The following is a 21,434-nucleotide window of genomic DNA, read 5'->3' on the forward strand; positions in this document are numbered from 1 at the left end:
TGTCCGACCCGTTCGGCAGCGCGGGCCAGGCCTGGGCCGCGAGACTCGACAGATGGCACATGATGAGGTGACGGAGTTCCGCGACGTCCGGGTCTTCGACGGAGTCAACCCGGCACTGTCCCCGCCCACCACCGTCACCGTCACCGGCGGCCTCATCACCGGCGTCGGCGGGCAGCCCGACGACCAGCCCGACGGGCGCAGGATCGTCGACGGCGGCGGCCGGGTGCTGATGCCCGGCCTCATCGACGCACACTGGCACGCCATGATGGCCGCCGTGCCGCTGCCGGTCCTGGCCACCGCCGATCCCGCCTACCTGCAACTGGTCGCCGCCCGCGAAGCCGAGCGGACCCTGCTGCGCGGGTTCACCACCGTACGCGACGCGGGCGGGCCGGTGTTCGCCCTCAAACGCGCCATCGACGAAGGCATCGTCCTCGGCCCGCGCATCTACCCGAGTGGCGCGTTCATCAGCCAGACCGCCGGGCACGGCGACTTCCGCTCCCTGCTGGAGGTGCCCCGCGAGCCGGGCGCGCCGCTGAGCATGGTCGAGCGCACCGGCACCGCCGCCATCGCCGACGGCGTCGACGCGGTGCTGCGGGCGACCCGCGAGCAGCTGATGCGCGGCGCGAGCCAGATCAAGGTGATGGCCGGCGGCGGCGTCGCGTCGCCGTACGACCCGATCGACGTCACCCAGTACACGTTCGCGGAGCTGGCCGCCGCGGTCGAAGCGGCCGGGCACTGGGGCACCTACGTCATGGTGCACGCCTACACCCCCGCCTCGGTGCAGCAGGCGGTCCGGGCCGGGGTGCGCTGCGTCGAGCACGGGCACCTGCTCGACGACGAGACCGCCGCGCTGATGGCCGAACGCGGCGTGTGGTGGTCGATGCAGCCGTTCCTCGACGACGCCGACGCCGTCCCGATCACCGACCCGGGCGGACGGGAGAAGCAGCTCGCGGTCACCGACGGCACCGAGACCGCGTACCAGCTGGCCCGCAAGCACGGCGTGCGCCTGGCCTGGGGCACCGACACCCTGTTCGACGCCCGGCTGGCCACCCGCCAGGGCGCGCAGCTGGCCAAACTCGGCCGCTGGTTCTCCCCGGCCGAGGTGCTGCGCATGGCGACGTCGGACAACGCCGCGCTGCTGGCCCTGTCCGGCCCGCGCAACCCCTACCCGGCGCCGCTCGGCGTGGTGCAGCCCGGGGCGTACGCGGACCTGCTGCTCGTCGACGGCGACCCGCTGACCGACCTGGACGTGCTCGCCGACCCCGGCAACCTACGAATGATCATGAAGGACGGGGTGTCGATCCGCGACACCCTGACCCGACACACTGCCCGCGATCGAGCCGGATGATCATCATCGGTGAAGGGTGCCGACACATGACTCACGGGCACGTCCGCGCGCAGATGCGATGCTTATGGCGGCCTGGCCGACCGCATGAGCGAATCTTCCAAGCCTTCTCCCTTGCAGGTGCGAGAAGTAGGGTGGATCCGGCAGCCCACGCCGTACCGGGCTGGCGCACCCAGGGGAGGAAACAAATGGGCAGCACAGGCATCCGCGCGGCGCTGGCCGCGCTCGCGCTGGCCGCGACCATGACCGTCACCGCGTGCGGCGGCGGGCAGGACCCGGCCCCGGCGGCCGGCGGCGTCTCCGGCGACGTGACCGTGTTCGCGGCCGCCTCGCTCACCGAGGCGTTCACGAAGATCGGCAAGGACTTCGAGGCGGCAAACCCCGGCACGAAGGTGACGTTCAACTTCGCGGGCAGCTCCGCGCTGGCCACCCAGATCACCCAGGGCGCGCCCGCCGACGTGTTCGCCGCCGCCAGCCCGGCCACCATGAAGACCGTCGTCGACGCCGGCGACGCGGCCGGCACCCCGATCGTGTTCGTCAAGAACCAGCTCGTCATCGCGGTCCCGAAAGGCAACCCGAAAGGCATCGCCACCCTGGAGAACCTCAGCAGACCCGACCTGAAGGTCGCGCTGTGCGCCGAGCAGGTCCCGTGCGGGGCGGCCGCGAAGAAGGCCCTCGACACCGCCGGGGTCAAGGTCACCCCGGTCACCCTCGAACAGGACGTCAAGGCCGCGCTGTCCAAGGTGAAGCTCGGCGAGGTCGACGCCGCGCTCGTCTACCGCACCGACACCAAGGCCGCCGCCGACGTGGACGGCGTCGAGTTCCCGGAGTCCGCGACCGCGATCAACGGCTACCCCGTCGTCGCCCTCAAGAACGCCCCCAACCAGGCCGGCGCCGACGCGTTCCTCGCCTACCTGCGATCCGAGCCCGCGAAGGCCGTGCTGACCGCGGCCGGGTTCCAGGCTCCGTAATCTGAGCCCATGGCCGTCGACCACACCCAGCCCCCCGGCGCGGTGACCCCACCGCGCCGGCACGGCCGGCGGCGCATCCCCGTGTTCCTGTTCCTGCCCGCCGGGCTCGGGCTGGCGTTCCTGGTGCTGCCGCTGGTCGCGCTGCTGCTGCGCACGCCGTGGGGGGAACTGACCCAGCACCTGGCCGAGCCCGCGATCCTCGCCGCGCTGCGGCTGTCGCTGCTCACCGCGTCCCTGGCCACGGTCTGCTGCATCCTGCTCGGCGTGCCGCTGGCCTGGCTGCTCGCCCGGGTCGAGTTCCCCGGGCGGCGGCTCGCGCGCGCGCTGATCACGGTGCCGCTGGTGCTGCCACCCGTGGTCGGCGGCGTCGCGCTGCTGCTGCTGTTCGGCCGCCGCGGCCTGATCGGATCCTGGCTGGACGAGACGTTCGGGTTCACCCTGCCGTTCACCACCGCCGGGGTCGTCGTCGCCGAGGCGTTCGTGGCGATGCCGTTCCTGGTCATCGCGGTGGAAGGCGCGCTGCGCGGCGCGGACACCCGCTACGAGGAGGCCGCGGCGACGCTGGGCGCGGGCCGCTGGACCACCTTCCGGCGGGTCACCCTGCCGCTGGTCGCGCCGGGCATCGCCGCCGGCGCGGTGCTCTGCTGGGCGCGGGCGCTGGGCGAGTTCGGCGCGACGATCACGTTCGCCGGCAACTTCCCGGGGCGTACGCAGACCATGCCCCTGGCCGTCTACCTGGCGCTGGAGACCGACCTCGAAGCGGCGATCGTACTCAGCCTGATCCTGCTCATCGTCTCGGTGACCATCCTGGCGAGCCTGCGCGACCGCTGGATCAGCAGCCCCTGACCGGCTCAGCCGCCACTGCGCTCCAGGTCACCGGACGCCGGGCGGGCCTGGTCGAGCCCGTCCGCGTCCTCGCGCAGCGGCCGCCACGTCTGCGGCGCCAGCCGGGCGCTCGCGCGCCTGCTGCGGGACCGGCCCGCCAGCCCGAGCCCGATGCCGAGCAGCACCAGCGCCGCGACCACGCACAGCACGGCCGCCCACAGCGGCATGACCGCGGCCAGCCCGAGCACACCCGCCACCACCAGCGCCGGCAGCACCCAGATCAGCAGCAGCCCGGCGGTGCCCAGCCGCCCCTGCCCGGTGCCCTGATCGTCACGCAGCCAGGTCCGCGCGAGGGCGGACTCGGCGCGGGACAGGCTGGCCAGCTGCTCTGCTGCCGGGCTCGGATCCTGCGGCGTCGGCGGGCGGCGCGTCTCGGACATCAGTTCACCTCCACCTGTCTACCTTCTGCCCTGAACCCAGTGTGCCGAATCATTTCCGGCGGCCTGCCCCATGATCTTCACCCGCCCGTGTGAACAAGCGGTGAAAGAATGGGGCGACCCGGCCACATGATCGGTGCGGCGCGGCCGTACTAGGCTGGCTCGTATGCAGATCGCGGCGCGGGGCCTGGTGTTCGACGTCCAAGCGGGCGGCCCGGAGGACGGGCCGGTGGCGCTGCTGCTGCACGGCTTCCCGCAGCACTCGGGCGAGTGGGAGCTGGTCGCGGCCCGCCTGCACGACGCCGGCATCCGCACCTACGCGTTCGACCAGCGCGGCTACTCCCCCGGCGCGCGCCCGTCCGCGGTCGCCGACTACGCCATGGGCGAATGCGTCGCCGACGCGCTCGGGGTGCTCGACGCGCTGGGCGTCGAGCACGCGCACGTGGTCGGCCACGACTGGGGCGCCGTGGTGGCCTGGCACCTGGCCGCCGAGCACGCCGACCGGGTGCCCACCCTCACGGCGATCTCCGTGCCGCACCCGGTGGCGTTCGCCAGGACCATCGCCACCGACCCCGACCAGCAGCAGCGCTCGGCCTACATCGGACTGTTCCAGCAGGAGGGCAAGGCCGAGGACCTGCTGCTCGAGGACGAGGGCCGGCGGCTGCGGGAGATCTTCACCGGGGTGCCCGCCGAGCGGATCGAGCGCTTCGTCACCCCGATGCTGGACCGGGCCCGCCTCACCGGCGGCCTCAACTGGTACCGGGCCCTGACCCTCGGCGCGGGCTTCGCCCCGGCCGGCAAGGTCGCGGTGCCGACCACGTTCCTGTGGAGCGACGGTGACTGGGCGATCGGCCCCAAGGCCGCCGAGAGCTGCGCCGCGTACGTCACCGGCGACTACCGGTTCGTCAACCTGCCCGGGGTCAGCCACTGGATCCCGGACGAGGCCCCTGACGACACCGCCCGCGAGATCCTGGCCCGCATCACCGGGCAAGCCTGAGCGGAGGCACCCGTGTTCGTGAAGATCTGCGGCCTGTCCACCGCCGAGACCGTCGCCACCGCCGTCGGGTCCGGCGCGGACGCGGTCGGGTTCGTGCTGACCCGCAGCCCCCGCCAGGTAACCCCGGACACCGCCCGGCGGCTGGCCGGCGCGGTCCCGCCGCACGTGCTCACCGTCGCCGTCGTCGCCGGGACGGACATCGCGACCGTACGGGAGCTGGTCCGCGACACCGGCCTGCGGGCGCTGCAACTGCACGGCGACTACACCCGGGAAGACTTCGCCGCGGTCGCCGACCTCGGCCTGACCCTGATCCGGGCGGTCAGCTACGACGCCCCCGACCTGCGGATCGGTGCGTACGGCGAGGACCTGCTGCTGGTCGACGCGACCGAACCCGGCTCGGGCGGCGCCTGGGACTACGCGCTGCTGCGCGAACGCGGCCTCGGCGACGGCTGGATCCTCGCCGGCGGGCTGGGCGTCGGCACCGTCACCGACGCGATCCGGCTGTCCGGGGCGGGCGGCGTGGACGTGTCCAGCGGCGTCGAATCCGCGCGCGGCGTCAAGAGCGAGACCCTGATCAGGGAGTTCATCGCCGCCGCGCGAAAGGCGGGCTGAGCACGGATGGCGCTGGGCCCGGAGGACGAGCGCAGGCTCGCGGAGCTGGCCGAGCAGACCCGCGCCGCCGACCCGCACTTCGCGCTCGGGCTCGGCGCGGGTGACCCCCACCCGCCGGCCGAGTACCGCAGACCCCGGCGGACCGGGCTGCGCGTCGTGCTGGCCCTGACCGGGTTCGCGCTGGCCGTGTTCCTGTTCGCGACGGGAGCCCCGGGCGGCGGGTTCCTCGCTGCGGTCGGCGCGGTGCTGGCGCTGGCCACGGTCGGCGACTTCGCCGGCAGCGGCGACCGGCCGGACTAACCCGCCGCGCGGTAGGCGCGGCCGGCCGCCGTGGGGCTGTCGCCGTCGCGGTACAGCGCGGTGCCCTGGTGGCCCTCGGTCGGCCACGGCAGCGCGAACCAGGCGTAGCGCTCCACGTACGACAGGCTCTGCATCATCTTCGTCGAGCCGGTGACGAACGCGGCCTGCTGCGCGTCGCTCGGATACACCGCCCCGCCCGCGGCCCACTTGATCAGCGCGTACTCGGTCACCCAGATCGGCATCCGGTAGCGCTGGTACACGGCCTGCAGGTAGTTCCTCAGGTGCCCGACGGCGGCCGAGGAGAAGTCCGCGCCGTACCAGTGCAGGGTGATGAAGTCGACCCGGTAGCCGCGCGACCTGGCCCCGGCCATGAACCGGTCGAGCCAGCCGCCGGCCTTGTCCGCGCCGACCGCGACCGCGGGGCTGCCCAGCCGCAGCCCCGTCGCCTGCAGCCGAGGCCACAGGTCCAGGGCGCGCTCGACGGTCATGTTGGCCTGGCTGGCGAAGTCGGGCTCGTTGAAGCCCAGCAGCACCTTGCCGTTCTGCTTGGCGCGGGCCAGTTCGCTGTCGGTCACCGACTTCTCGCCCCAGATCATCGGCACGAACGCGGCGCTGGTGCCCGCGTCCTTGCTCGGGGTGCTCGACCAGTTGTAGTACCAGCTCGCCCGCACATCGGTCAGCGCGGCCTTGAGGCCGCCGAAGTTCCAGACGCTGACGCCCTTCTTCGCCGACGTCTTCGCGGGCCCGCCCGACGTGGTCTTCGGACTCGGCAACACCGACGGCTTCGGCGCCGTGGACGCGCTCGCCGACGGCCCGGCCGAAGCCGAACCGGACACCGCCGGATCGGGCACACCCTGCGTCGCGCCGACGAACTCCCCCGGACCGGCCGCCGAGGCACCCGGATCGCCGCCCCAGAGCCGAACCGCCGCGTACGAGCCTCCGATCAGGACCGCGACCGCCAGCGCCACCGCCAGCCACAGTCTCCGGCGGTCGCGCCGTACGTGCCTGCCGGGCAACCGCTGCGAGGTCTCGTCCACGAGCCGACACCTTAGCCGCAGTGGATGAACGCGGCACGCGAGGGCACCGACCGCTCCCATGGAACGGCCGGTGCCCTCGCGCACCACCTCTACGGTGTCCTAGGCAGCTGGGTCGATGCTGCCCTGCCGCAAGCCTGCCGCGCAGGCCGTCACACCGTGACGGGGGCCTGCCAGTCGATCGGGTGGATGAACTGCCAGGCCATCTTCTCCGGCTTGGCCAGCAGCTTCATCGCGGTCGGCAGCAGCGCGTCGCGCAGCACCCGGGCCACCGGGCCCGCGGCCTTGTTGCTGTTGGTACGCGCCGCCGCGGCGATGATGCGCTCGACCCGCTCCCGGCGCAGCCGCTCGTACGCGCCGAACGCCTGCTCGGCGGGCAGGTCGCGCAGGCAGCGGGCCAGCTGCACCGCGCTCTCCGCGGCCAGCGACGCGCCCTGGCCCGACGACGGCGACGTGGCGTGCGCGGCGTCGCCGATCAGCACCATGCGGCCGCGGTGCCAGTTCGGCACGCGCGGGATGTCCTCCATGCCGCCGACCGCGACGAACTGCGACAGGTCGGCGGTGCGCAGGATGTCGAGCACCGGCAGGCGGTCGTCGGCGAACGCCGCGGTCAGCACCCGCAGCCACTCCTGCGGGCTGGTCCGGTTGGCCTCCGACCACGACATCGGCTCCGGGTGCGGCAGGTTGGCGAACCAGCCGCAGCTGCCGTCGGCGTACACCTGGTAGCCGAAGAACGCCCGCTTGCCGAACATCATGTGCATCGCGTCGCCGGTGCTCGGCAGGCCGGTGCCGGTCGACAGGCAGCCGAAGCCGAGCAGGCCGGTGTAGCGCGGCTTCGGCGCTCCCGGGTCGATCAGCGTACGCACCGTGGAACGGATGCCGTCCGCGCCGATCAGGACGTCCGCCTCGGCGGTGGTGCCGTCGGCGAAGTGGGCCCGCACACCGGCCGGCGCGGCCGGCGAGCCCAGATGCTCGGCGGACACCAGGCGCTTGCCGTGCTCGACGGCGATGCCGCGGCGGGCCGCCTCGCCGTAGAGGGCGCGGTAGAGGTCGGGCCGCATCACGAACTGCTGCGGCTCCAGCCCGGCCGGGCCGCCGAACGAGGCCAGCCGCTTGCCGGTCCAGCTGTGCATCACGATGCTCGACATCGGCACGCCGATCGCCCGTACGGCCTCGTCGGCACCGATCACCTTCAGCGCGGCCAGGCCGTTGGGCGCGATGCTCAGGCCGCCGCCGACGTTCTCGGCGGTGCTGCCGTACGCCTCGTACACGCGCGCTTCGATGCCCGCCTGCCGCAGGGCCATCGCGGCCACCGGACCGGCGATGCCGCCGCCCACGACCAGCGCGGTCTTCACCTTCGTCATGACTGTCTCTCCCCAGGGTCAGCCGGCCGGTCGCTCGACCGGCGCGGGTTCGGCGCGCACCGAACCGGCAGGGGACGCCCGGCTATCCTTGCGGTTGCCACCTCTCGTGGCCGGGCCCCTGCGGTGCGGTGCGAGGGTTGAGGTCTCCGGCGGGGTGTTGGCGCACGCCGCCGGGGACCGTCTCACGGGGTCACTGCGGGTGCAGGCCCCTCTCCATCAGCTCGGCGAGCTCCGGCGGCACGATCCCGGTCTCGCTGAACGCCTGCCAGTCGGCCAGGCCCGGGAACGTGCCCGAGGTCAGCTCGCCGAGCAGCCCGCGCACGAAACCGATCTCGGCTTCGGCCACGGCCAGCTCGTACTCCTCCTCGATCAGGAACAGCCGCGGCACCTCGCGGGCGGCCTCGGCCAGCGCCGAGCGGCGCGCGGCGAGCGCCTTGTCCAGCGCGATGAGCCGCTGCGACAGCAGGTCGGCCGCCTCGCGGGGCGACAGCACCGCCATCACGGACAGCGCGGCGGTGAATCGTGACTGCTCCTGCTCGGGGGTGGACAGCAGCTCGCGTACCCAGTCGGTCAGCTCGGCCCGGCCCGCCTCGGTGATGCGGTAGACGGTCCGCTCGGGGCGGCCGCCCTGGCGCAGGCTCTCGGCGGCCTCGATCAGGCCGTGCTTCTCCAGGTTCTGCACGACCGTGTAGAGCGAACCCCACTTGATCTTCATGTTCTGGTCCTTGCCGTGCTCGCGCAGGACCGAGGCCATCTGGTACGGGTGCATGGGCTGCTGCACCAGCGCCGACAGCACGGCCAGTGCCATCAGATTGCCGACCTTGCGTCGTTTCGCCACGCCTGCCGCCCACCCTTCTTACTCTGCTCTTGATTACTCGTTCACGAGTATACGCATCCGAGCAAGTCCCGCACCACCCACCCGTTAACCTGCCGGGTATGCGACTGCTCCTGCTGGGCGGCACCCGCTTCCTCGGCCGCGCGCTCGGACACGACGCCGCCGCCCGCGGCTGGCAGGTCACGGCGTTCCACCGCGGCGTGACGGGCACGCCACCGCACGGGGTCACCTCGGTGCACGGCGACCGGACCGTGCCGACCGAGCTGGCTGCGCTCGCCCGCAGCGGCTGGGACGTCGTGGTGGACACCTGGGACGGCCCGCCCGAAGCCGTCGCCGCGGCCGCGGCCGTCCTGGCACCCGGCAGCGGCCGGTACGTCTTCGTGTCGAGCCGCTCGGTCTACCGCGACCTGTCGACGGACGGCCTCACGGAGGACTCCCCGCTGACGCCCACCGAGGGATCGTCCTTCGGCGCGGTCAAGGCCGCGGCAGAGCAGGCGGTGCGCGCCGCGTTCGGCGATCGCGCCCTGGTCGCCCGGCCCGGCCTGGTCCTCGGCCCGCACGAGCAGCCCGAACGGCTCGTCTGGTGGCTGCGGCGGCTCGCCCGCGGCGGCGACGTGCCGGTTCCCGGACCGCCGGACCTGGGGCTGCAGTACATCGACGTGCGGGACCTGGCGGGCTGGCTGCTCGACGCCGCGCGGGCCGACCTCGGCGGCACGTTCAACGTCGTCAGCCGGCCGGGCCACACCACGATGGGCGCGCTGCTGGCGGCGTGCGCCGAGGCGGCGGGCTCCGACGCCCGGCCGCGCTGGGTGCCGCCGGCCGTGTTCTCGGCGGCCGGCGTTCAGCCATGGTCCGAGCTGCCGATCTGGGTGCCGGCGGGCCACGGCGTACGCGGCCTGCACGAGACCGACGCCGCACGTGCGCACGCGGCCGGGCTGCGCTGCCGCCCTGTGACGCAGACCGTCGCCGCCACCTGGGCCTGGCTGGCCTCGCTCCCCGGTCCCCTGCCCGCCGACGGCCTCGGCCCGTCCCGGGAGGCGGTGCTGCTGCGCGACTTCGGCGCATGACGTCAGGCGCGTGGCCGATCCGGGTTGCGCGCGCAGGCCATCATGACCGGGCATGAGCATCGGGGAGCTCCCTACCGCACCGTCGCCGGCCGCCCGCTGCGTCCGCGCCCTGGGGTGCGGAATCGTCGGCGCGCTCCTGGCCGCGCTCCTGACCTTCCTGGCCTGGCCATTGCTCGACGTGGCCGACTGGCCCGGCACCGGCATGGACTCTGTGGTGCCGCTGATCGCCGGCTTCCTGGTGCTCGGCACGCTGCTGACCTGGGGACTGCTGCGCTGGGCGAAGGTGCGCCCCGCCTGGGCGGTCGCCGCGCTCGGGCTGGCACTGTTCCTGGTCAACCGGCTCGCCGAGGGCATGGTCACCGTGATCGTCGGCGTCAGCCCGGTGCGCGTGCCGGCGCTGTCGTTCCTGCTGGACAGCATCGGCGGCCTGCTCGTGCACCTCGGCCTGAGCTGCGTGGCCGCGGCCGCGCTGAGCGACCGCCGTCTGAGTGCCGGTGCGAAGACCGCCGCCGTGTTGGCCTGCCTGCTGACAGCAGTGCTCGCCGCGCTCGTCTGAGCGATCACGGCGCTCGGCCGGGCCACCGCTCGGTCAGGCCGCCGCTCGGGACGGCGCGGTCCTCAGGCGAGCGCGGCGGCCCAGACGGGGACGTGGGCGTCGAGGTAGTCGGCGGTGTCGCGCCAGTACGGGCCGTCCTCGGCGAAGATCCGTGCCCAGGGCTGCCGGTTCTCCCGGAACCCGGTCTCCAGCAGGTGGTACATGGCCCGCGCCCGGTGGCCGAGCAGCACGGCCAGTTCGGGGCCGAACGCCGGGTCGAGGCCGTAGCCGCCGGTGTAGGCGCGCAGCCGGGCGGCCGACTCGGCCGGGTCGCGGCGCGGGCTCATCCCGGCCATGCTCTGCGCCGCGTAGGCCAGGTCCCACAGGCGCGAACTCGGCGCCACGTTGTCCCAGTCGATCAGCACCCAGCCGCGGTCGGCGCGGACCAGGTTCCACGGCGAGACGTCGTTGTGGCAGATCAGCTCGGCGCGGTCGGGCGGAATCGGCGACTCCCACCGGGTCGCGGACGGCGCGACGAAGCTCACGGCGGCGTCGTGCAGGGCGCGCTGCATCCGGCCGATCTCGGCGAGCTCCACCAGGGTGTACGTCCCGGTCGCGTCGCCCATCTCGCCGGGCACGTACTCCAGCACCTGGCGGCCCTGCTCGTCCCGGCCGAGCGGCCGGGGCGCCCCGGTGAACCCGGCCTCGCGCAGGTGCTCCAGGAACGCGTCCACGCCCTCGGTCCACGGCCCGGCAGGCCGCCGCACCGTCGCCCCGACCCGCACGACGCCTGAGGTCACATTCCCGACCAGCGCCTCTTCACCCTCGACCACCCGATGATCCTCAACGCCTCCGCCCACCCACCGCAACCGGATACCCGCCCCAGCCGGGTCGCAACTCTTACGGACTTGCGCCTTCGCCAGGAATCTGAAGGCGCGAGTCTTTAAGAGTTGCGGCAGGTGGGGGGTGGGTCAGCGGCGGCGGGTGAGGCGGGCCATGATGCGGCCGGGGGTCATCGGGACGACGGAGAGCATGAGGCGGCCGGAGGGGTCCTTGGCGGGGGTGACGGCGTACATGCGCAGGCCGCGCCGCCAGATCACCGGGCGGGGCAGGCGCAGGCCGGCGGCGCGCAGCGGGGCGGAGCCCTCCTGGCCGCGGGCGTGCACCCGCACCCGCACCGAGCGGCGCTGACCGGTGACGGAGCTGGCGCGCACGACGTCGGCGACGCGGAACTCGGCCTGCACGACGGTCGCCGGACGGTGCTCGGTGACCTGGACCGCCGCGGTCAGGTCCTCGGCGTACACGGCGATCTCGCCGTACGAGGCGAGGTCGGGCAGCGGGCTGCGGGCGGTGACGGCGAGCACGGTCGCGCCGTCGGCGGTGCGCCGCCACACCGCCTGGGTGGCGTCGAGTTTCGCGGCCCAGCCGGCGGCGTGCGCGGTGACCTCGAAGACCTCGTCCGGCAGCGACGAGCCGGGGGTGCGGAAGCCCGGGTAGGCGGCGTACCAGCGGTCGCCTTCGACGACGATGCGGGCGATGCCCTGCTCCACGTCCTGGCGGATCACGGCGAGCAGGTCGTCGACGGTGCCGGCCTGGGCGACGGCGATGCGCAGCCGGGTCTCGACCTCCAGCTCCGCGCCGGTCTCGGCGGTCAGGTACTTGTCGGCGAGCTCGCGTACGCACTCGTGCACCGCCTGCTGCACGGACCGGTCCACGGTGCGCAGGTCGTCGCGCAGGATCACGGCGACCTCGAGCGCGAACAGCCGGGACAGCACGGCGTCGCGGTCCTTGCCGGCCGGCATCAGCCCGGCGGTGAACTCGGTCAGCCGCCGCAGGCAGTAGAGCCGGTCGGCGGCCTTGCTGAGGTGGGTGACGTTCTGCTCGTTGAGCCGGCGGACTGCGAAGTAGCAGTCGTAGTCGGCGACGACCGAGATCCGCGACGCCCGGAAGCAGGCTTCCAGCGTGAACGGGAAGTCGCTGCCGATCGGCATGTCCTCGAAGTAGCGGATGCCGTGCCGCTCGATCAGGTCCCGGGAGAACAGCTTGATGTTGGCCAGCGACCAGGGCAGCCCCGAGCCGGCGAAGCTGATCTCCGCCTCGTTGCGGGCGAAGACCTGCTGGTAGATGAAGCGGCTGTTGACGCCGACGGTCTTGCCGAGCACGACCTCGGAGCCGTACCGGTCGGCGGCGTCGACCAGCCGCTCCAGGGCCTCCGGGCCGAGGTAGTCGTCGGCCCCGACGAAGAAGACGAACCGGCCGGTCGCCAGCCGCAGGCCGTGGTTGCACGGGCTGGCCGGGCCGCCGGAGTTGGGCTGGCGGATCACCTTCACCGAGGGGTATCGCTCGGCGAAGCGGGCCAGCTCAGCCGGGCTGCCGTCGGTGGAGCCGTCGTCGACCGCGATGATCTCCATGCGGTCCTGGCCGATGGTCTGGTTGACCAGGGAATTCAGGCAGCGGCGCAGGTCAGGCATCGTGTTGTACACCGGCACGATGACACTGACGTCGACTGCGGTCACTGCGGGGCCTCCGGCGCTCGGCATGTGCGGGGGTCAGCGTGGAGACACCCGGGTGCGGCTTGCTGGCGACTACGGTAACAATAGGCCGGCAGCGCGCGTAGATCAGGAGCGGAGCCCTGCTCCGGCAGGCCGGCTTGAGGCGCGCCCCGTGCAGGCAACTGAAGAAGGGCGGACCATGGGAGTCGAACGTCGCGAGGGCGGCCGGGGACGTGTCGTCATGCTGGTCGACAACGCGGTCAACGGCGACTCACGGGTCCAGAAGACCGCCCGCTCCGCGGCCGAGGCCGGCTGGGACACGACCCTGCTCGGGCTGTCCCCCGACCACGAGGCCCGCGAGTGGATGATCGGCGGCGCGCGGGTGCGCCTGCTGCCGGGCAGTGCACGCGCCCGGGGCGCGGCGGGCGGGCTGCGGCGGCGCTGGCAGGAGCTGCCGCCCTCGGTGCGCCGGGTGCGCCGCCCCGCCGACTGGGTGATCACCCGGTACTGGATGCAGCGCATGGGCGACCGCGCGTGGCGCAAGCTGGAGCCCGGCCTGATCGGCTTCGACAACAAGTTCGGGCCGGTCATCGACGAGCTGCAGCCCGACATCATCCACGCGCACGACTTCCGCATGATCGGGGTCGGCGCGCGGGCCGCGGCCCGCGCCCGCCACCACGGCCGCGACGTCAAGCTGATCTGGGACGCGCACGAGTACCTGCCGGGCGTGCGCCCCTGGCGCGACAACTACCGCTGGCAGCCCGCGCACCTGGCCTACGAGCGCGAGTATGCCCGGTACGCCGACAAGGTCATCACGGTCTCCGACGAGCTGGCGCGGATGCTGCAGCACGACCACAAGCTCGCCGAGCTGCCCGCGGTGGTGCTGAACGCCCCCGACATGTCGGCCGGCGGCGAGCCGCCCGAGGTGAGCCTGCGGGAGCGCTGCGGCATCGGCCCGGACGTGCCGCTGCTGGTGTACAGCGGTGCGGCGGCTCCGGCCCGGGGGCTCGGGGTCATGGTCGAGGCGCTGCCGACGCTGCCCGGCGTGCACATGGCCATGGTGATCAATTCGCCGTCCGGCGAGTACGCGACGGGCCTGATCGCCCGCGCCGCGGAGCTGGGGGTGGCCGACCGGCTGCACGTCACCGACTACGTGCCCGCGGCCCAGGTGGCGAACTTCCTGGCCGGGGCGACCGCCGGGGTGATCCCGATCCGGCACTTCGTCAACCACGAGATCTCGCTGATCACCAAGTTCTTCGAGTACTCCCACGCCCGCCTGCCGATCATCGCCAGCGACGTGCGCACCATGGCCGCGACGATCCGCGGCTCCGGGCAGGGCGAGGTGTTCCGCGCCGACGACGTGGCCGACTTCGTACGCGCGGCGCAGCAGGTGCTCGCCGACCCGGAGCGCTACCGCGCCGCGTACGACAAGCCGGGCCTGCTCGACAGCTGGACCTGGGCCGCGCAGGCCGAGGTCCTCGACGACGTCTACTCGAGCCTGCTGCCGGTCGCACCGCGCTGACCCGAGGCTGCCGTCACGCCTCGCGGCAAAAGGCGCCGGAGTTTGCGGCTACATCTTCTTTGATGTGGGCACATCGAAGAAGATGTAGCCGCTCGACGGAAGGTCCTCAGTTCTCGCCGATGTACCAGCGGGTGGCCGTGCCGTGCCACAGGTCGTCGAGTTCGTGCGGGGCGAGGTCGGCGAACACCTCGGTGTAGCAGTCGTAGAGGGTGCCGAAGCCGCTGCGCAGCCGCTCGATCGGCAGGTCCGAGCCGAGCATGCAGCGCTGCGGCCCGAACGCGTCGAGCGCCGCCAGCAGCCAGGGACGCACCCGGTCGACGGTCCAGTCGCCGAAGACCGTGCCCAGGGCGTCGATCCGGGTGGCCGTGTTCGGGGCCGACGCCACGGCCTTGAGGCGGGCGGCGTGCTCGCGTTGCCCTACCGCGCTCAGGTCGCCGGGCCAGCCGAAGTGGTCGAGCACGATGCTGACCTGCGGCAGCGCGCGGGCGATCCGCAGCACCTGGTCGAGCTGCTCGCCGCCGGCCTCGACGGTGAGGGTGAGGCCGTGCCCGGCCAGCAGGCCGAGGTGCCGGGTCACCTGCTCGTCGTCGGCCGCGGCGGTGCCACCCAGGGCGGCGACCAGCCGGATCCGGACCCCGGCGGCACGCTCCAGCTCGGCGAAGCTGCGGACGAACGCGGGCCAGCCGGCCGACGCCGGGTCGGCGAGCGTGACCAGCCACAGCTCGAAGTCCTGGCCCTCGGCCTGGCGCTGGGCCCAGGCGGCGGCGTGCAGCGGGTCGGCCGCGCCCGCGTCGGACCAGACGCCGCCGCGCACCGGGTGATCGGAGGTCTCCCGCCGGTAGTCGGCCAGCGTGTAGACGTCGGGCAGCGAGCTGTAGTCGCCGAGCATGTCGCGGACCAGGGTGCGGTCGGAGAGCCAGAACACCGGGTCGTCGCGCTGGTCCCAGAGGTGGACGTTGCAGTCCAGGATCTGCCGCACCGGCCGAAGGTATCGGGCGAAGGCCCGCGACCGGGGCTGACACGCGCGGCGCCTCCAGGATCTCGACATGGCACGTGCAAATTTTGCGGTACGCGTTGACAGCATCAGCGCCATGGGTGCAAATTTGTGACTGCCTCGAAACATCGGGGCAATGCAAGCGCCGCAACGGTTCCGCCGCACCGCTCCCCTCCGGGGCCGCTCACCCGAGCCAGGGGTTTCCGTCCGTCCCCCGACGAGGAGACTCTTCATGCCCCTCGCGTCACCGTCCCTGCATCCGCCCCTGGCCAGGCTGCTGCGCCTGCTGGCCGTCGCCGTGCTCGCCGCGGCCGTGGGCCTGCTCGCGCTGCCGCAGCGCGCCGACGCGGCCCCGTTCTCGGTGCTGGTCTTCTCCAAGACCGCCGGGTTCCGCCACGACTCGATCCCGACCGGCGTCACCGCCATCCGCAACCTCGGCACCGCGAACGGCTTCACCGTCGACGCGACCGAGGACGCCACCGCGTTCAACGACGCCAACCTCGCCAAGTACGCCACCGTGGTGTTCCTGTCCACCACCGGCGACGTGCTCGACGCGACCCAGCAGGCCGCGTTCGAGCGCTACATCCGGGCGGGCGGCGGCTTCGCGGGCGTGCACGCCGCGGCCGACACCGAGTACGGCTGGGCCTGGTACGGCAGCCTGGTCGGCGCGTACTTCTCCAGCCACCCGGCCGAGCAGACCGCCACCGTCAAGGTCGAGGACCCGGCGCACCCGTCGACGGCGGGCCTGCCGCCGCTGTGGTCGCGGTTCGACGAGTGGTACTCGTTCCAGACGAACCCCCGGACGAACGCGCACGTGCTGGCGAGCCTCGACGAGCGCAGCTACGCCCCGGGCGGCTCGGCGATGGGCGCGGACCACCCGGTCGCCTGGTGCAAGCCGTACGACGGCGGCCGGTCCTGGTACACGGCGCTCGGGCACACCGCGGCGGCGTACAGCGACACGAACTTCCTCAACCACCTGCTCGGCGGCATCCGCACGGCCGCGGGCCAGGTCGCCGGCGACTGCACCGCGACCAGCACCGCGAGCTTCCAGAAGGTGAGCCTGGACAGCAACACCAGCAACCCGATGGAACTCGACGTCGCCGCCGACGGCCGGGTCTTCTACATCGAGCGCGACGGCCGCGTGCAGATCATCAAGCCGAGCACCGGCACCACGGTGACCGCGCTGACCCTGCCGGTGTTCACCGGCAACGAGGACGGCCTGCTCGGCATGCGCCTGGACCCCGGGTTCGCGAGCAACGGCTTCGTCTACCTGTACTACTCCCCCACCACCGGCACGGCCCGAAACCAGCTCTCGCGGTTCACGGTCTCCGGGGACACGATCAGCACGGCGACCGAGAAGGTGCTGCTGCAGGTCAACACGCAGCGCAACACCTGCTGCCACGCGGGCGGCTCGATGACCTTCGACGCGGCCGGCAACCTCTACCTGGCCACCGGCGACAACACCAACCCGTTCGAGTCGAACGGGTTCGCGCCGCTGGACGAGCGGGCCGGCCGGTCGGACTTCGACTCGCAGAAGAGCTCCGGCAACACCAACGACCTGCGCGGAAAGGTCCTGCGGATCAGGCCGCAGGCCGACGGGACGTACACGGTCCCGAGCGGCAACCTGTTCGCGCCGGGCACGGCGCTGACCCGTCCCGAGATCTACGCGATGGGCTTCCGCAACCCGTTCCGGATCGGCACCGACCCGGCGACCAACACGCTGTACGTCGCCGACTACGGCCCCGACGCGGGCGCGACCGACCCGAATCGGGGCCCCGAGGGCACCGTGGAGTGGAACATCGTCGGGCAGGCCGGCAACTACGGCTGGCCGTACTGCATCGGCGCCAACTACGCCTACAACGACTACACGTTCCCGTCCGGGCCGTCGGGCGCGAAGCACAACTGCGCCGCGCCGGTGAACAACTCGCCGAACAACACCGGCCTGACGAACCTGCCGCCCGCCCAGCCCGCCACGGTCGACTACGACTACGGCGGCAACCCGCTGTTCCCGGAGATCGGCGGCGGCGGCGCGCCGATGGGCGGGCCGGTGTACCGCTACAACGCGGCGTCGACGTCGGACCGCAAGTGGCCGCAGTACTTCGACGGCAAGGCCATCTTCGGCGAGTGGAACCAGAACAAGCTGTACACGATGCAGGTCACCGCGAACGGCAGGTCGCTGGTCGACATCAACCAGCTGTTCGGCTCGATGAGCTTCTTGCGGCCGATGGACCTGGAGTTCGGGCCGGACGGGGCGATGTACCTGATCGAGTGGGGCACCGGCTTCGGCGGCAACAACGCCGACTCGGGCGTCTACCGGATCGACTACATCGCCGGGGACCAGAACCCGATCGCGGTCGCCGCGGGCAACCCGACCTCGGGCGGCGTGCCGCTGACCGTGCAGTTCTCCAGCGCGGGCTCGCGTGACCCGGCCGGGCAGCCGATCACGTACGCGTGGACGTTCGGCGACGGCGGCACCTCGACCGCGGCCAACCCGTCGCACACGTACACGGCGGCGGGTAACTACAACGCGCAGCTCACCGTACGCGACCCGGGCGGGCGTACCGCCGTGGCGAACGTGCCGATCACCGTGGGCAACACCGCGCCGACGGTGACGCTGACCGCCCCGGCCGACGGCGGCTTCTTCGCCTGGGGCGACCAGGTGCGCTTCACCGTCACGGTGACCGACCCCGAGGACGGCACGATCGACTGCTCCCGGGTCAACGTGCAGTACTACCTGGGTCACGACGCGCACGCGCACCCGCTGCAGGGGTACACCGGGTGCACCGGGGTGATCCAGACCTCGATGGGCACCGGCCACGGCGACGACGCGGACATCTTCGCCGTGATCGAGGCCGGCTACACCGACCTGGGCGGGGGCGGCGCCGCGCCGCAGACCGGCCGGGCCACCGTCAAGCTGCAGCCCAAGCACAAGCAGGCCGAGTTCTTCAACAGCACCGGCCGCGCCCCGGGCGCGATCGGCGGCGGCGACCCGGGCGTGCAGCGGGAGACGACCACGGACACCGCGGGCGGCTTCCAGAACATCGGCTTCATCGAGGACGGCGACTACTGGTCGTACACCCCGGTGAACCTGCGCAACATCACCTCGGCCCGCTTCCGGGTCGCCTCGCCCGGCTCCGGCGGCCGCATCGAGGTGCGCACCGGCGCGCCGAACGGCACCCTGCTCGGCACCGCCACCTTCGGCGGCACCGGCGGCTGGCAGACCTTCACCGACGTCACGGCGACCCTGTCCGCGAGCACCACCACCGCCCCGCTGTACCTGGTCGCGAAGAACCCGGCCGGCGACACCGGCCAGGGTTCGATCTTCAACGTGAACTGGGTCGACTTCCTCGGCCAGGGCGTCGCCGACGGGTCGCAGCTGCAGATCACGCCGGGCAGCCTGGCCTTCGGCTCGGCGAACGTCGGCACCACCACGGCGGCGCAGACCGTCACGGTCAGCAACCCGGGCACGGCGGCGGCGAGCATCGGCTCGGTCACCGTCTCCGGCCAGTACACCCAGACGAGCACCTGCGGCAGCTCGCTGGCCGCCGGGGCGTCCTGCACGATGAGCGTGCGCTTCGCGCCCACCGCGGCCGGGGCCCAGAACGGCACGCTGTCGGTGCCGAACTCGACCACCGCGTCACCGCTGACCGTGTCGCTGACCGGCACCGGGGTCAGCGCCACCACCAACCTCGCCATCGGCGCGGCGATGTCGGCGAGCAGCAGCAACGGCGGCTTCCCCGCCTCGGCCGCCAACGACGACAACACCGGCAGCTACTGGGAGTCCAACAACAACGCCTTCCCGCAGTGGCTGCAGGCCGACCTGGGCAGCGCCAAGCAGGTCAGCTCGGTGACGCTCAAGCTGCCGCCGCCGTCGGCGTGGGGCGCCCGCACCCAGACGCTGTCGATCTCGGGCAGCACCGACGGGACGAACTTCAGCACGCTGAAGGCGTCGGCGGGCTACCTGTTCGACCCTGCCGCCGGCAACACCGCCACCGCGACGTTCACCACGGCGTCCGTCCGCTACCTGCGGGTGACCATCACCGCGAACACGGGCTGGCCCGCCAGCCAGGTCGCCGAGCTGCAGATCTTCGGCGGCGGCAGCCCGCCCGGCTCGGCGACGCTGGCCGCGAACCCCACCTCGGTCGCCTTCGGCAGCCAGAACGTGGGCACGACCAGCGGCGGCTCCACGGTGACGATCACCAACACGGGCACCGCCGCGGCGAGCATCTCGGCGGTGTCCGCGTCGAGCCAGTTCGCCGCGAGCGGCTGTACGGGCACCCTGAACGCGGGGGCGTCCTGCACGGTGACGGTCACCTTCAGCCCGACCTCGGCCGGAGCGAAGACCGGCACGCTGACAGTGGCCAGCAACGCGAGCAACCCGTCGCTGACGGTCAACCTGACCGGCACCGGCACCACCGTGCAGACCCCGGCCACGCTCTCGGCCAACCCGGCGAGCATCGCGTACCCGAACACGAACGTCGGCAGCACGGTGACCCGTACGACGCAGATCAGCAACACCGGCGGCACCACCGCCTCGATCTCGTCGGTGACGGTGTCGGGGACCGGGTTCAGCCTGTCGGCCAACGGCTGCGGGTCGGCCCTGGCTCCCGGGGCGAACTGCACGGTCACGGTGGCGTTCGCGCCCACCTCGGCGGGCGGCAAGACCGGCACGCTGACCGTGGCGAGCAGCGCGTCGAACCCGAGTCTGGCGGTCGGGCTGACCGGCACCGGCACCACGGTGACCAGCTCCAACCTGGCGCTGGGCAAGCCGGTGACCGCCGGGCACGTGCAGAACTACGTGCCGGGCAACGCGGTCGACGGCGACGCCAACTCGTACTGGGAGAGCCCGAACAACGCGTTCCCGCAGTCCATCACGGTGGATCTGGGCGGCAGCGCGTCGCTCAGCTCGATCGTGCTGAAGCTGCCGTCGGCGTGGGGTGCGCGCACCCAGACGCTGTCGGTGCTGGGCAGCACCAACGGGTCGACGTTCACCACGATCGTGGGATCGGCGGCGTACCAGTTCACCCCGTCGGGCAACACGGTGACGATCACCCTGCCCGCGAACACCACCGCCCGCCACGTCCGGCTGACCTTCACCGCCAACACCGGCTGGCCGGCCGCGCAACTGTCGGATTTCCAGGTCATCGGCGCTCCGGCGTGACGGCGGCCTGACGGCCACCAGCGAGAAAGCCGGTCCCCGGCGCGCCATCGCACGGCGCGCCGGGGACCGGCCTTGTGTGACATGGTCTCCCCGATACGCTCGATACGCTCGGCAGATCGACGCGGCTAGGAGACCAATAGTGATCCGCTGGACGTACGCCTTCATCGATCGGCCCGCCGAACAGTTCACCGAGGCGGCGTCGTTCTGGTCGCGGGTCACCGGCACGCACCTGACCGCCCGGCGCGGGGAGCACGCCGAGTTCGCGACGCTGCTGCCGATCGGCGCGGACGCCTGTGTGAAGGTCCAGGCCGTGAACGAGGGCGGTGGCGCGCACCTCGACTTCAGCGTCGACGACCCGGCGGCGCTGGCCGCGCGCGCGGTGGCACTCGGCGCGACCCACGTCGCCGACCTCGGCTACCAGGTGCTGCGCTCGCCGGGCGGGATGCTGTTCTGCGCGGTGCCTTGGCACGACGAGTTCCGCCGCCCGATGGCACACGCGACGCCCGACGGCGCGCTCAGCCGCCTCGACCAGGTGTGCATCGACGTCGGCCCGGACGCCTATGACGCCGAGGTCGCCTTCTGGGGCGAGCTGACCGGCTGGGAGTCCTCGTTCGGTTCGCGGCCGGAGTTCCACGTCGTGACCCCGCCGGCCGAGCTGCCGGTGCGCATCCTGCTGCAGCGGCTCCAGCAGGACCGGCCGACGTCCGCGCACCTGGATCTGGCCTGCTCGGACATCGACGGGGTGCGGGCCTGGCACGAGAAGTGCGGGGCGACCCACGTGGCCGACGGCGCGCGCTGGGTCGTCATGCGTGACCCGGCCGGGGGCGTCTACTGCCTGACCGCGCGTGACCCGAAGACCGGCGGCCTGCCTGCCAGGTGATCACCCGGCTGCGCGGCGGCGGGCCGGTGCGGTATCTTTGGCGATTCGAGCACAAAAAAGAAC

At 72.8% G+C, this 21,434-nt stretch carries 18 protein-coding genes; 11 read left to right on the plus strand and 7 right to left on the minus strand.

The annotated features are described in order from the left end of the window. Positions 1-52 precede the first annotated feature (52 nt). The 3 genes from Cco03nite_RS03795 (at position 53) to Cco03nite_RS03805 (ending at position 3,162) form a co-directional block, all read left to right on the plus strand. Positions 53-1,348: a metal-dependent hydrolase family protein gene (locus Cco03nite_RS03795; RefSeq protein WP_203688534.1), complete on the plus strand. Its 1,296-nt coding sequence runs from the start codon at positions 53-55 to the stop codon at positions 1,346-1,348. Between the two features lie 200 nt (positions 1,349-1,548). Further along, positions 1,549-2,316 carry a molybdate ABC transporter substrate-binding protein gene (gene modA / locus Cco03nite_RS03800; protein WP_373314211.1) on the plus strand — a complete coding sequence of 256 codons (768 nt, stop codon included), beginning with the start codon at positions 1,549-1,551 and terminating at the stop codon, positions 2,314-2,316. 9 nt (positions 2,317-2,325) lie between these two features. After that, on the plus strand, positions 2,326-3,162 hold the full coding sequence (locus Cco03nite_RS03805; protein ID WP_203688543.1) for an ABC transporter permease: 837 nt from the start codon (positions 2,326-2,328) through the stop codon (positions 3,160-3,162). Positions 3,163-3,167: 5 nt separating this feature from the next. On the opposite strand, the gene Cco03nite_RS03810 is transcribed toward Cco03nite_RS03805, so the two are convergent. After that, positions 3,168-3,581, minus strand: a complete 414-nt coding sequence (locus Cco03nite_RS03810; protein WP_203688545.1) for a phage holin family protein — start codon at positions 3,579-3,581, stop codon at positions 3,168-3,170. A gap of 163 nt (positions 3,582-3,744) precedes the next feature. Here Cco03nite_RS03810 and Cco03nite_RS03815 point away from each other — a divergent pair, with 163 nt between their 5' ends. The 3 genes from Cco03nite_RS03815 to Cco03nite_RS03825 are packed head-to-tail and all read left to right on the plus strand — an operon-like array spanning position 3,745 to position 5,487. Beyond that, positions 3,745-4,575: an alpha/beta fold hydrolase gene (locus Cco03nite_RS03815; protein ID WP_203688546.1), complete on the plus strand. Its 831-nt coding sequence runs from the start codon at positions 3,745-3,747 to the stop codon at positions 4,573-4,575. A gap of 12 nt (positions 4,576-4,587) precedes the next feature. Then, positions 4,588-5,187: a phosphoribosylanthranilate isomerase gene (locus Cco03nite_RS03820; RefSeq protein ID WP_203688548.1), complete on the plus strand. Its 600-nt coding sequence runs from the start codon at positions 4,588-4,590 to the stop codon at positions 5,185-5,187. A 6-nt stretch (positions 5,188-5,193) separates the two neighbouring features. Then, positions 5,194-5,487 carry a DUF3040 domain-containing protein gene (locus Cco03nite_RS03825; RefSeq protein WP_203688549.1) on the plus strand — a complete coding sequence of 98 codons (294 nt, stop codon included), beginning with the start codon at positions 5,194-5,196 and terminating at the stop codon, positions 5,485-5,487. On the opposite strand, the gene Cco03nite_RS03830 is transcribed toward Cco03nite_RS03825, so the two are convergent. The 3 genes from Cco03nite_RS03830 to Cco03nite_RS03840 all read right to left on the minus strand — a co-directional run bounded on the left by Cco03nite_RS03830 (position 5,484) and on the right by Cco03nite_RS03840 (position 8,723). Beyond that, on the minus strand, positions 5,484-6,524 hold the full coding sequence (locus Cco03nite_RS03830; protein ID WP_203688551.1) for a glycoside hydrolase family protein: 1,041 nt from the start codon (positions 6,522-6,524) through the stop codon (positions 5,484-5,486). The two genes, Cco03nite_RS03825 and Cco03nite_RS03830, sit on opposite strands and share 4 nt — an antisense overlap. Positions 6,525-6,673: 149 nt before the next feature. Next, positions 6,674-7,885 carry an FAD-dependent oxidoreductase gene (locus Cco03nite_RS03835; protein ID WP_203688553.1) on the minus strand — a complete coding sequence of 404 codons (1,212 nt, stop codon included), beginning with the start codon at positions 7,883-7,885 and terminating at the stop codon, positions 6,674-6,676. A 190-nt stretch (positions 7,886-8,075) separates the two neighbouring features. After that, on the minus strand, positions 8,076-8,723 hold the full coding sequence (locus Cco03nite_RS03840; protein WP_203688555.1) for a PadR family transcriptional regulator: 648 nt from the start codon (positions 8,721-8,723) through the stop codon (positions 8,076-8,078). A 98-nt stretch (positions 8,724-8,821) separates the two neighbouring features. Here Cco03nite_RS03840 and Cco03nite_RS03845 point away from each other — a divergent pair, with 98 nt between their 5' ends. Both Cco03nite_RS03845 and Cco03nite_RS03850 read left to right on the plus strand, forming a co-directional pair. Continuing rightward, on the plus strand, positions 8,822-9,787 hold the full coding sequence (locus Cco03nite_RS03845) for an NAD-dependent epimerase/dehydratase family protein (protein ID WP_203688557.1): 966 nt from the start codon (positions 8,822-8,824) through the stop codon (positions 9,785-9,787). A gap of 52 nt (positions 9,788-9,839) precedes the next feature. Beyond that, positions 9,840-10,343, plus strand: coding sequence for a hypothetical protein (locus Cco03nite_RS03850; protein ID WP_203688559.1), 504 nt, complete (start codon positions 9,840-9,842; stop codon positions 10,341-10,343). Between the two features lie 62 nt (positions 10,344-10,405). On the opposite strand, the gene Cco03nite_RS03855 is transcribed toward Cco03nite_RS03850, so the two are convergent. Both Cco03nite_RS03855 and Cco03nite_RS03860 read right to left on the minus strand, forming a co-directional pair. After that, entirely contained in the window at positions 10,406-11,155 is a 750-nt protein-coding gene (locus Cco03nite_RS03855; protein ID WP_203688567.1) for a phosphotransferase, read from the minus strand. A 138-nt stretch (positions 11,156-11,293) separates the two neighbouring features. Next, entirely contained in the window at positions 11,294-12,838 is a 1,545-nt protein-coding gene (locus Cco03nite_RS03860; RefSeq protein ID WP_203688569.1) for a glycosyltransferase family 2 protein, read from the minus strand. A gap of 175 nt (positions 12,839-13,013) precedes the next feature. Here Cco03nite_RS03860 and Cco03nite_RS03865 point away from each other — a divergent pair, with 175 nt between their 5' ends. Then, on the plus strand, positions 13,014-14,336 hold the full coding sequence (locus Cco03nite_RS03865) for a glycosyltransferase family 4 protein (protein WP_425546889.1): 1,323 nt from the start codon (positions 13,014-13,016) through the stop codon (positions 14,334-14,336). 106 nt (positions 14,337-14,442) lie between these two features. Here the strand turns inward: Cco03nite_RS03865 and Cco03nite_RS03870 are convergent, their stop codons facing one another. Continuing rightward, complete coding sequence (locus tag Cco03nite_RS03870; RefSeq protein ID WP_203688571.1) at positions 14,443-15,315, minus strand: amidohydrolase family protein; 873 nt, start codon at positions 15,313-15,315, stop codon at positions 14,443-14,445. 247 nt (positions 15,316-15,562) lie between these two features. Between Cco03nite_RS03870 and Cco03nite_RS03875 the strand changes: the two genes are divergently transcribed. Together Cco03nite_RS03875 and Cco03nite_RS03880 are read left to right on the plus strand one after the other, a co-directional pair. Beyond that, a complete protein-coding gene (locus tag Cco03nite_RS03875; protein WP_203688573.1) occupies positions 15,563-20,491 on the plus strand; it encodes a ThuA domain-containing protein in 4,929 nt (1,642 codons plus the stop codon). 139 nt (positions 20,492-20,630) lie between these two features. Beyond that, positions 20,631-21,371 (plus strand): VOC family protein, encoded by a 741-nt coding sequence (locus Cco03nite_RS03880; protein WP_239167091.1) that lies wholly within the window; start codon positions 20,631-20,633, stop codon positions 21,369-21,371. Positions 21,372-21,434 lie beyond the last annotated feature (63 nt).

Source organism: Catellatospora coxensis (genome assembly GCF_016862635.1).
Lineage (GTDB): Bacteria > Actinomycetota > Actinomycetes > Mycobacteriales > Micromonosporaceae > Catellatospora > Catellatospora coxensis.

Bases quoted from the DNA above. Each gene is read 5' to 3' on its own strand.
- Cco03nite_RS03865 (WP_425546889.1), top strand. From the start codon at position 13,014: ATGGGAGTCGAACGTCGCGAGGGCGGCCGGGGACGTGTCGTCATGCTG.
- Cco03nite_RS03875 (WP_203688573.1), top strand. From the start codon at position 15,563: ATGCCCCTCGCGTCACCGTCCCTGCATCCGCCCCTGGCCAGGCTGCTG.
- Cco03nite_RS03795 (WP_203688534.1), top strand. From the start codon at position 53: ATGGCACATGATGAGGTGACGGAGTTCCGCGACGTCCGGGTCTTCGAC.
- Cco03nite_RS03815 (WP_203688546.1), top strand. From the start codon at position 3,745: ATGCAGATCGCGGCGCGGGGCCTGGTGTTCGACGTCCAAGCGGGCGGC.
- Cco03nite_RS03805 (WP_203688543.1), top strand. From the start codon at position 2,326: ATGGCCGTCGACCACACCCAGCCCCCCGGCGCGGTGACCCCACCGCGC.
- Cco03nite_RS03825 (WP_203688549.1), top strand. From the start codon at position 5,194: ATGGCGCTGGGCCCGGAGGACGAGCGCAGGCTCGCGGAGCTGGCCGAG.
- Cco03nite_RS03835 (WP_203688553.1), bottom strand. From the start codon at position 7,885: ATGACGAAGGTGAAGACCGCGCTGGTCGTGGGCGGCGGCATCGCCGGT.
- Cco03nite_RS03850 (WP_203688559.1), top strand. From the start codon at position 9,840: ATGAGCATCGGGGAGCTCCCTACCGCACCGTCGCCGGCCGCCCGCTGC.
- Cco03nite_RS03845 (WP_203688557.1), top strand. From the start codon at position 8,822: ATGCGACTGCTCCTGCTGGGCGGCACCCGCTTCCTCGGCCGCGCGCTC.
- Cco03nite_RS03810 (WP_203688545.1), bottom strand. From the start codon at position 3,581: ATGTCCGAGACGCGCCGCCCGCCGACGCCGCAGGATCCGAGCCCGGCA.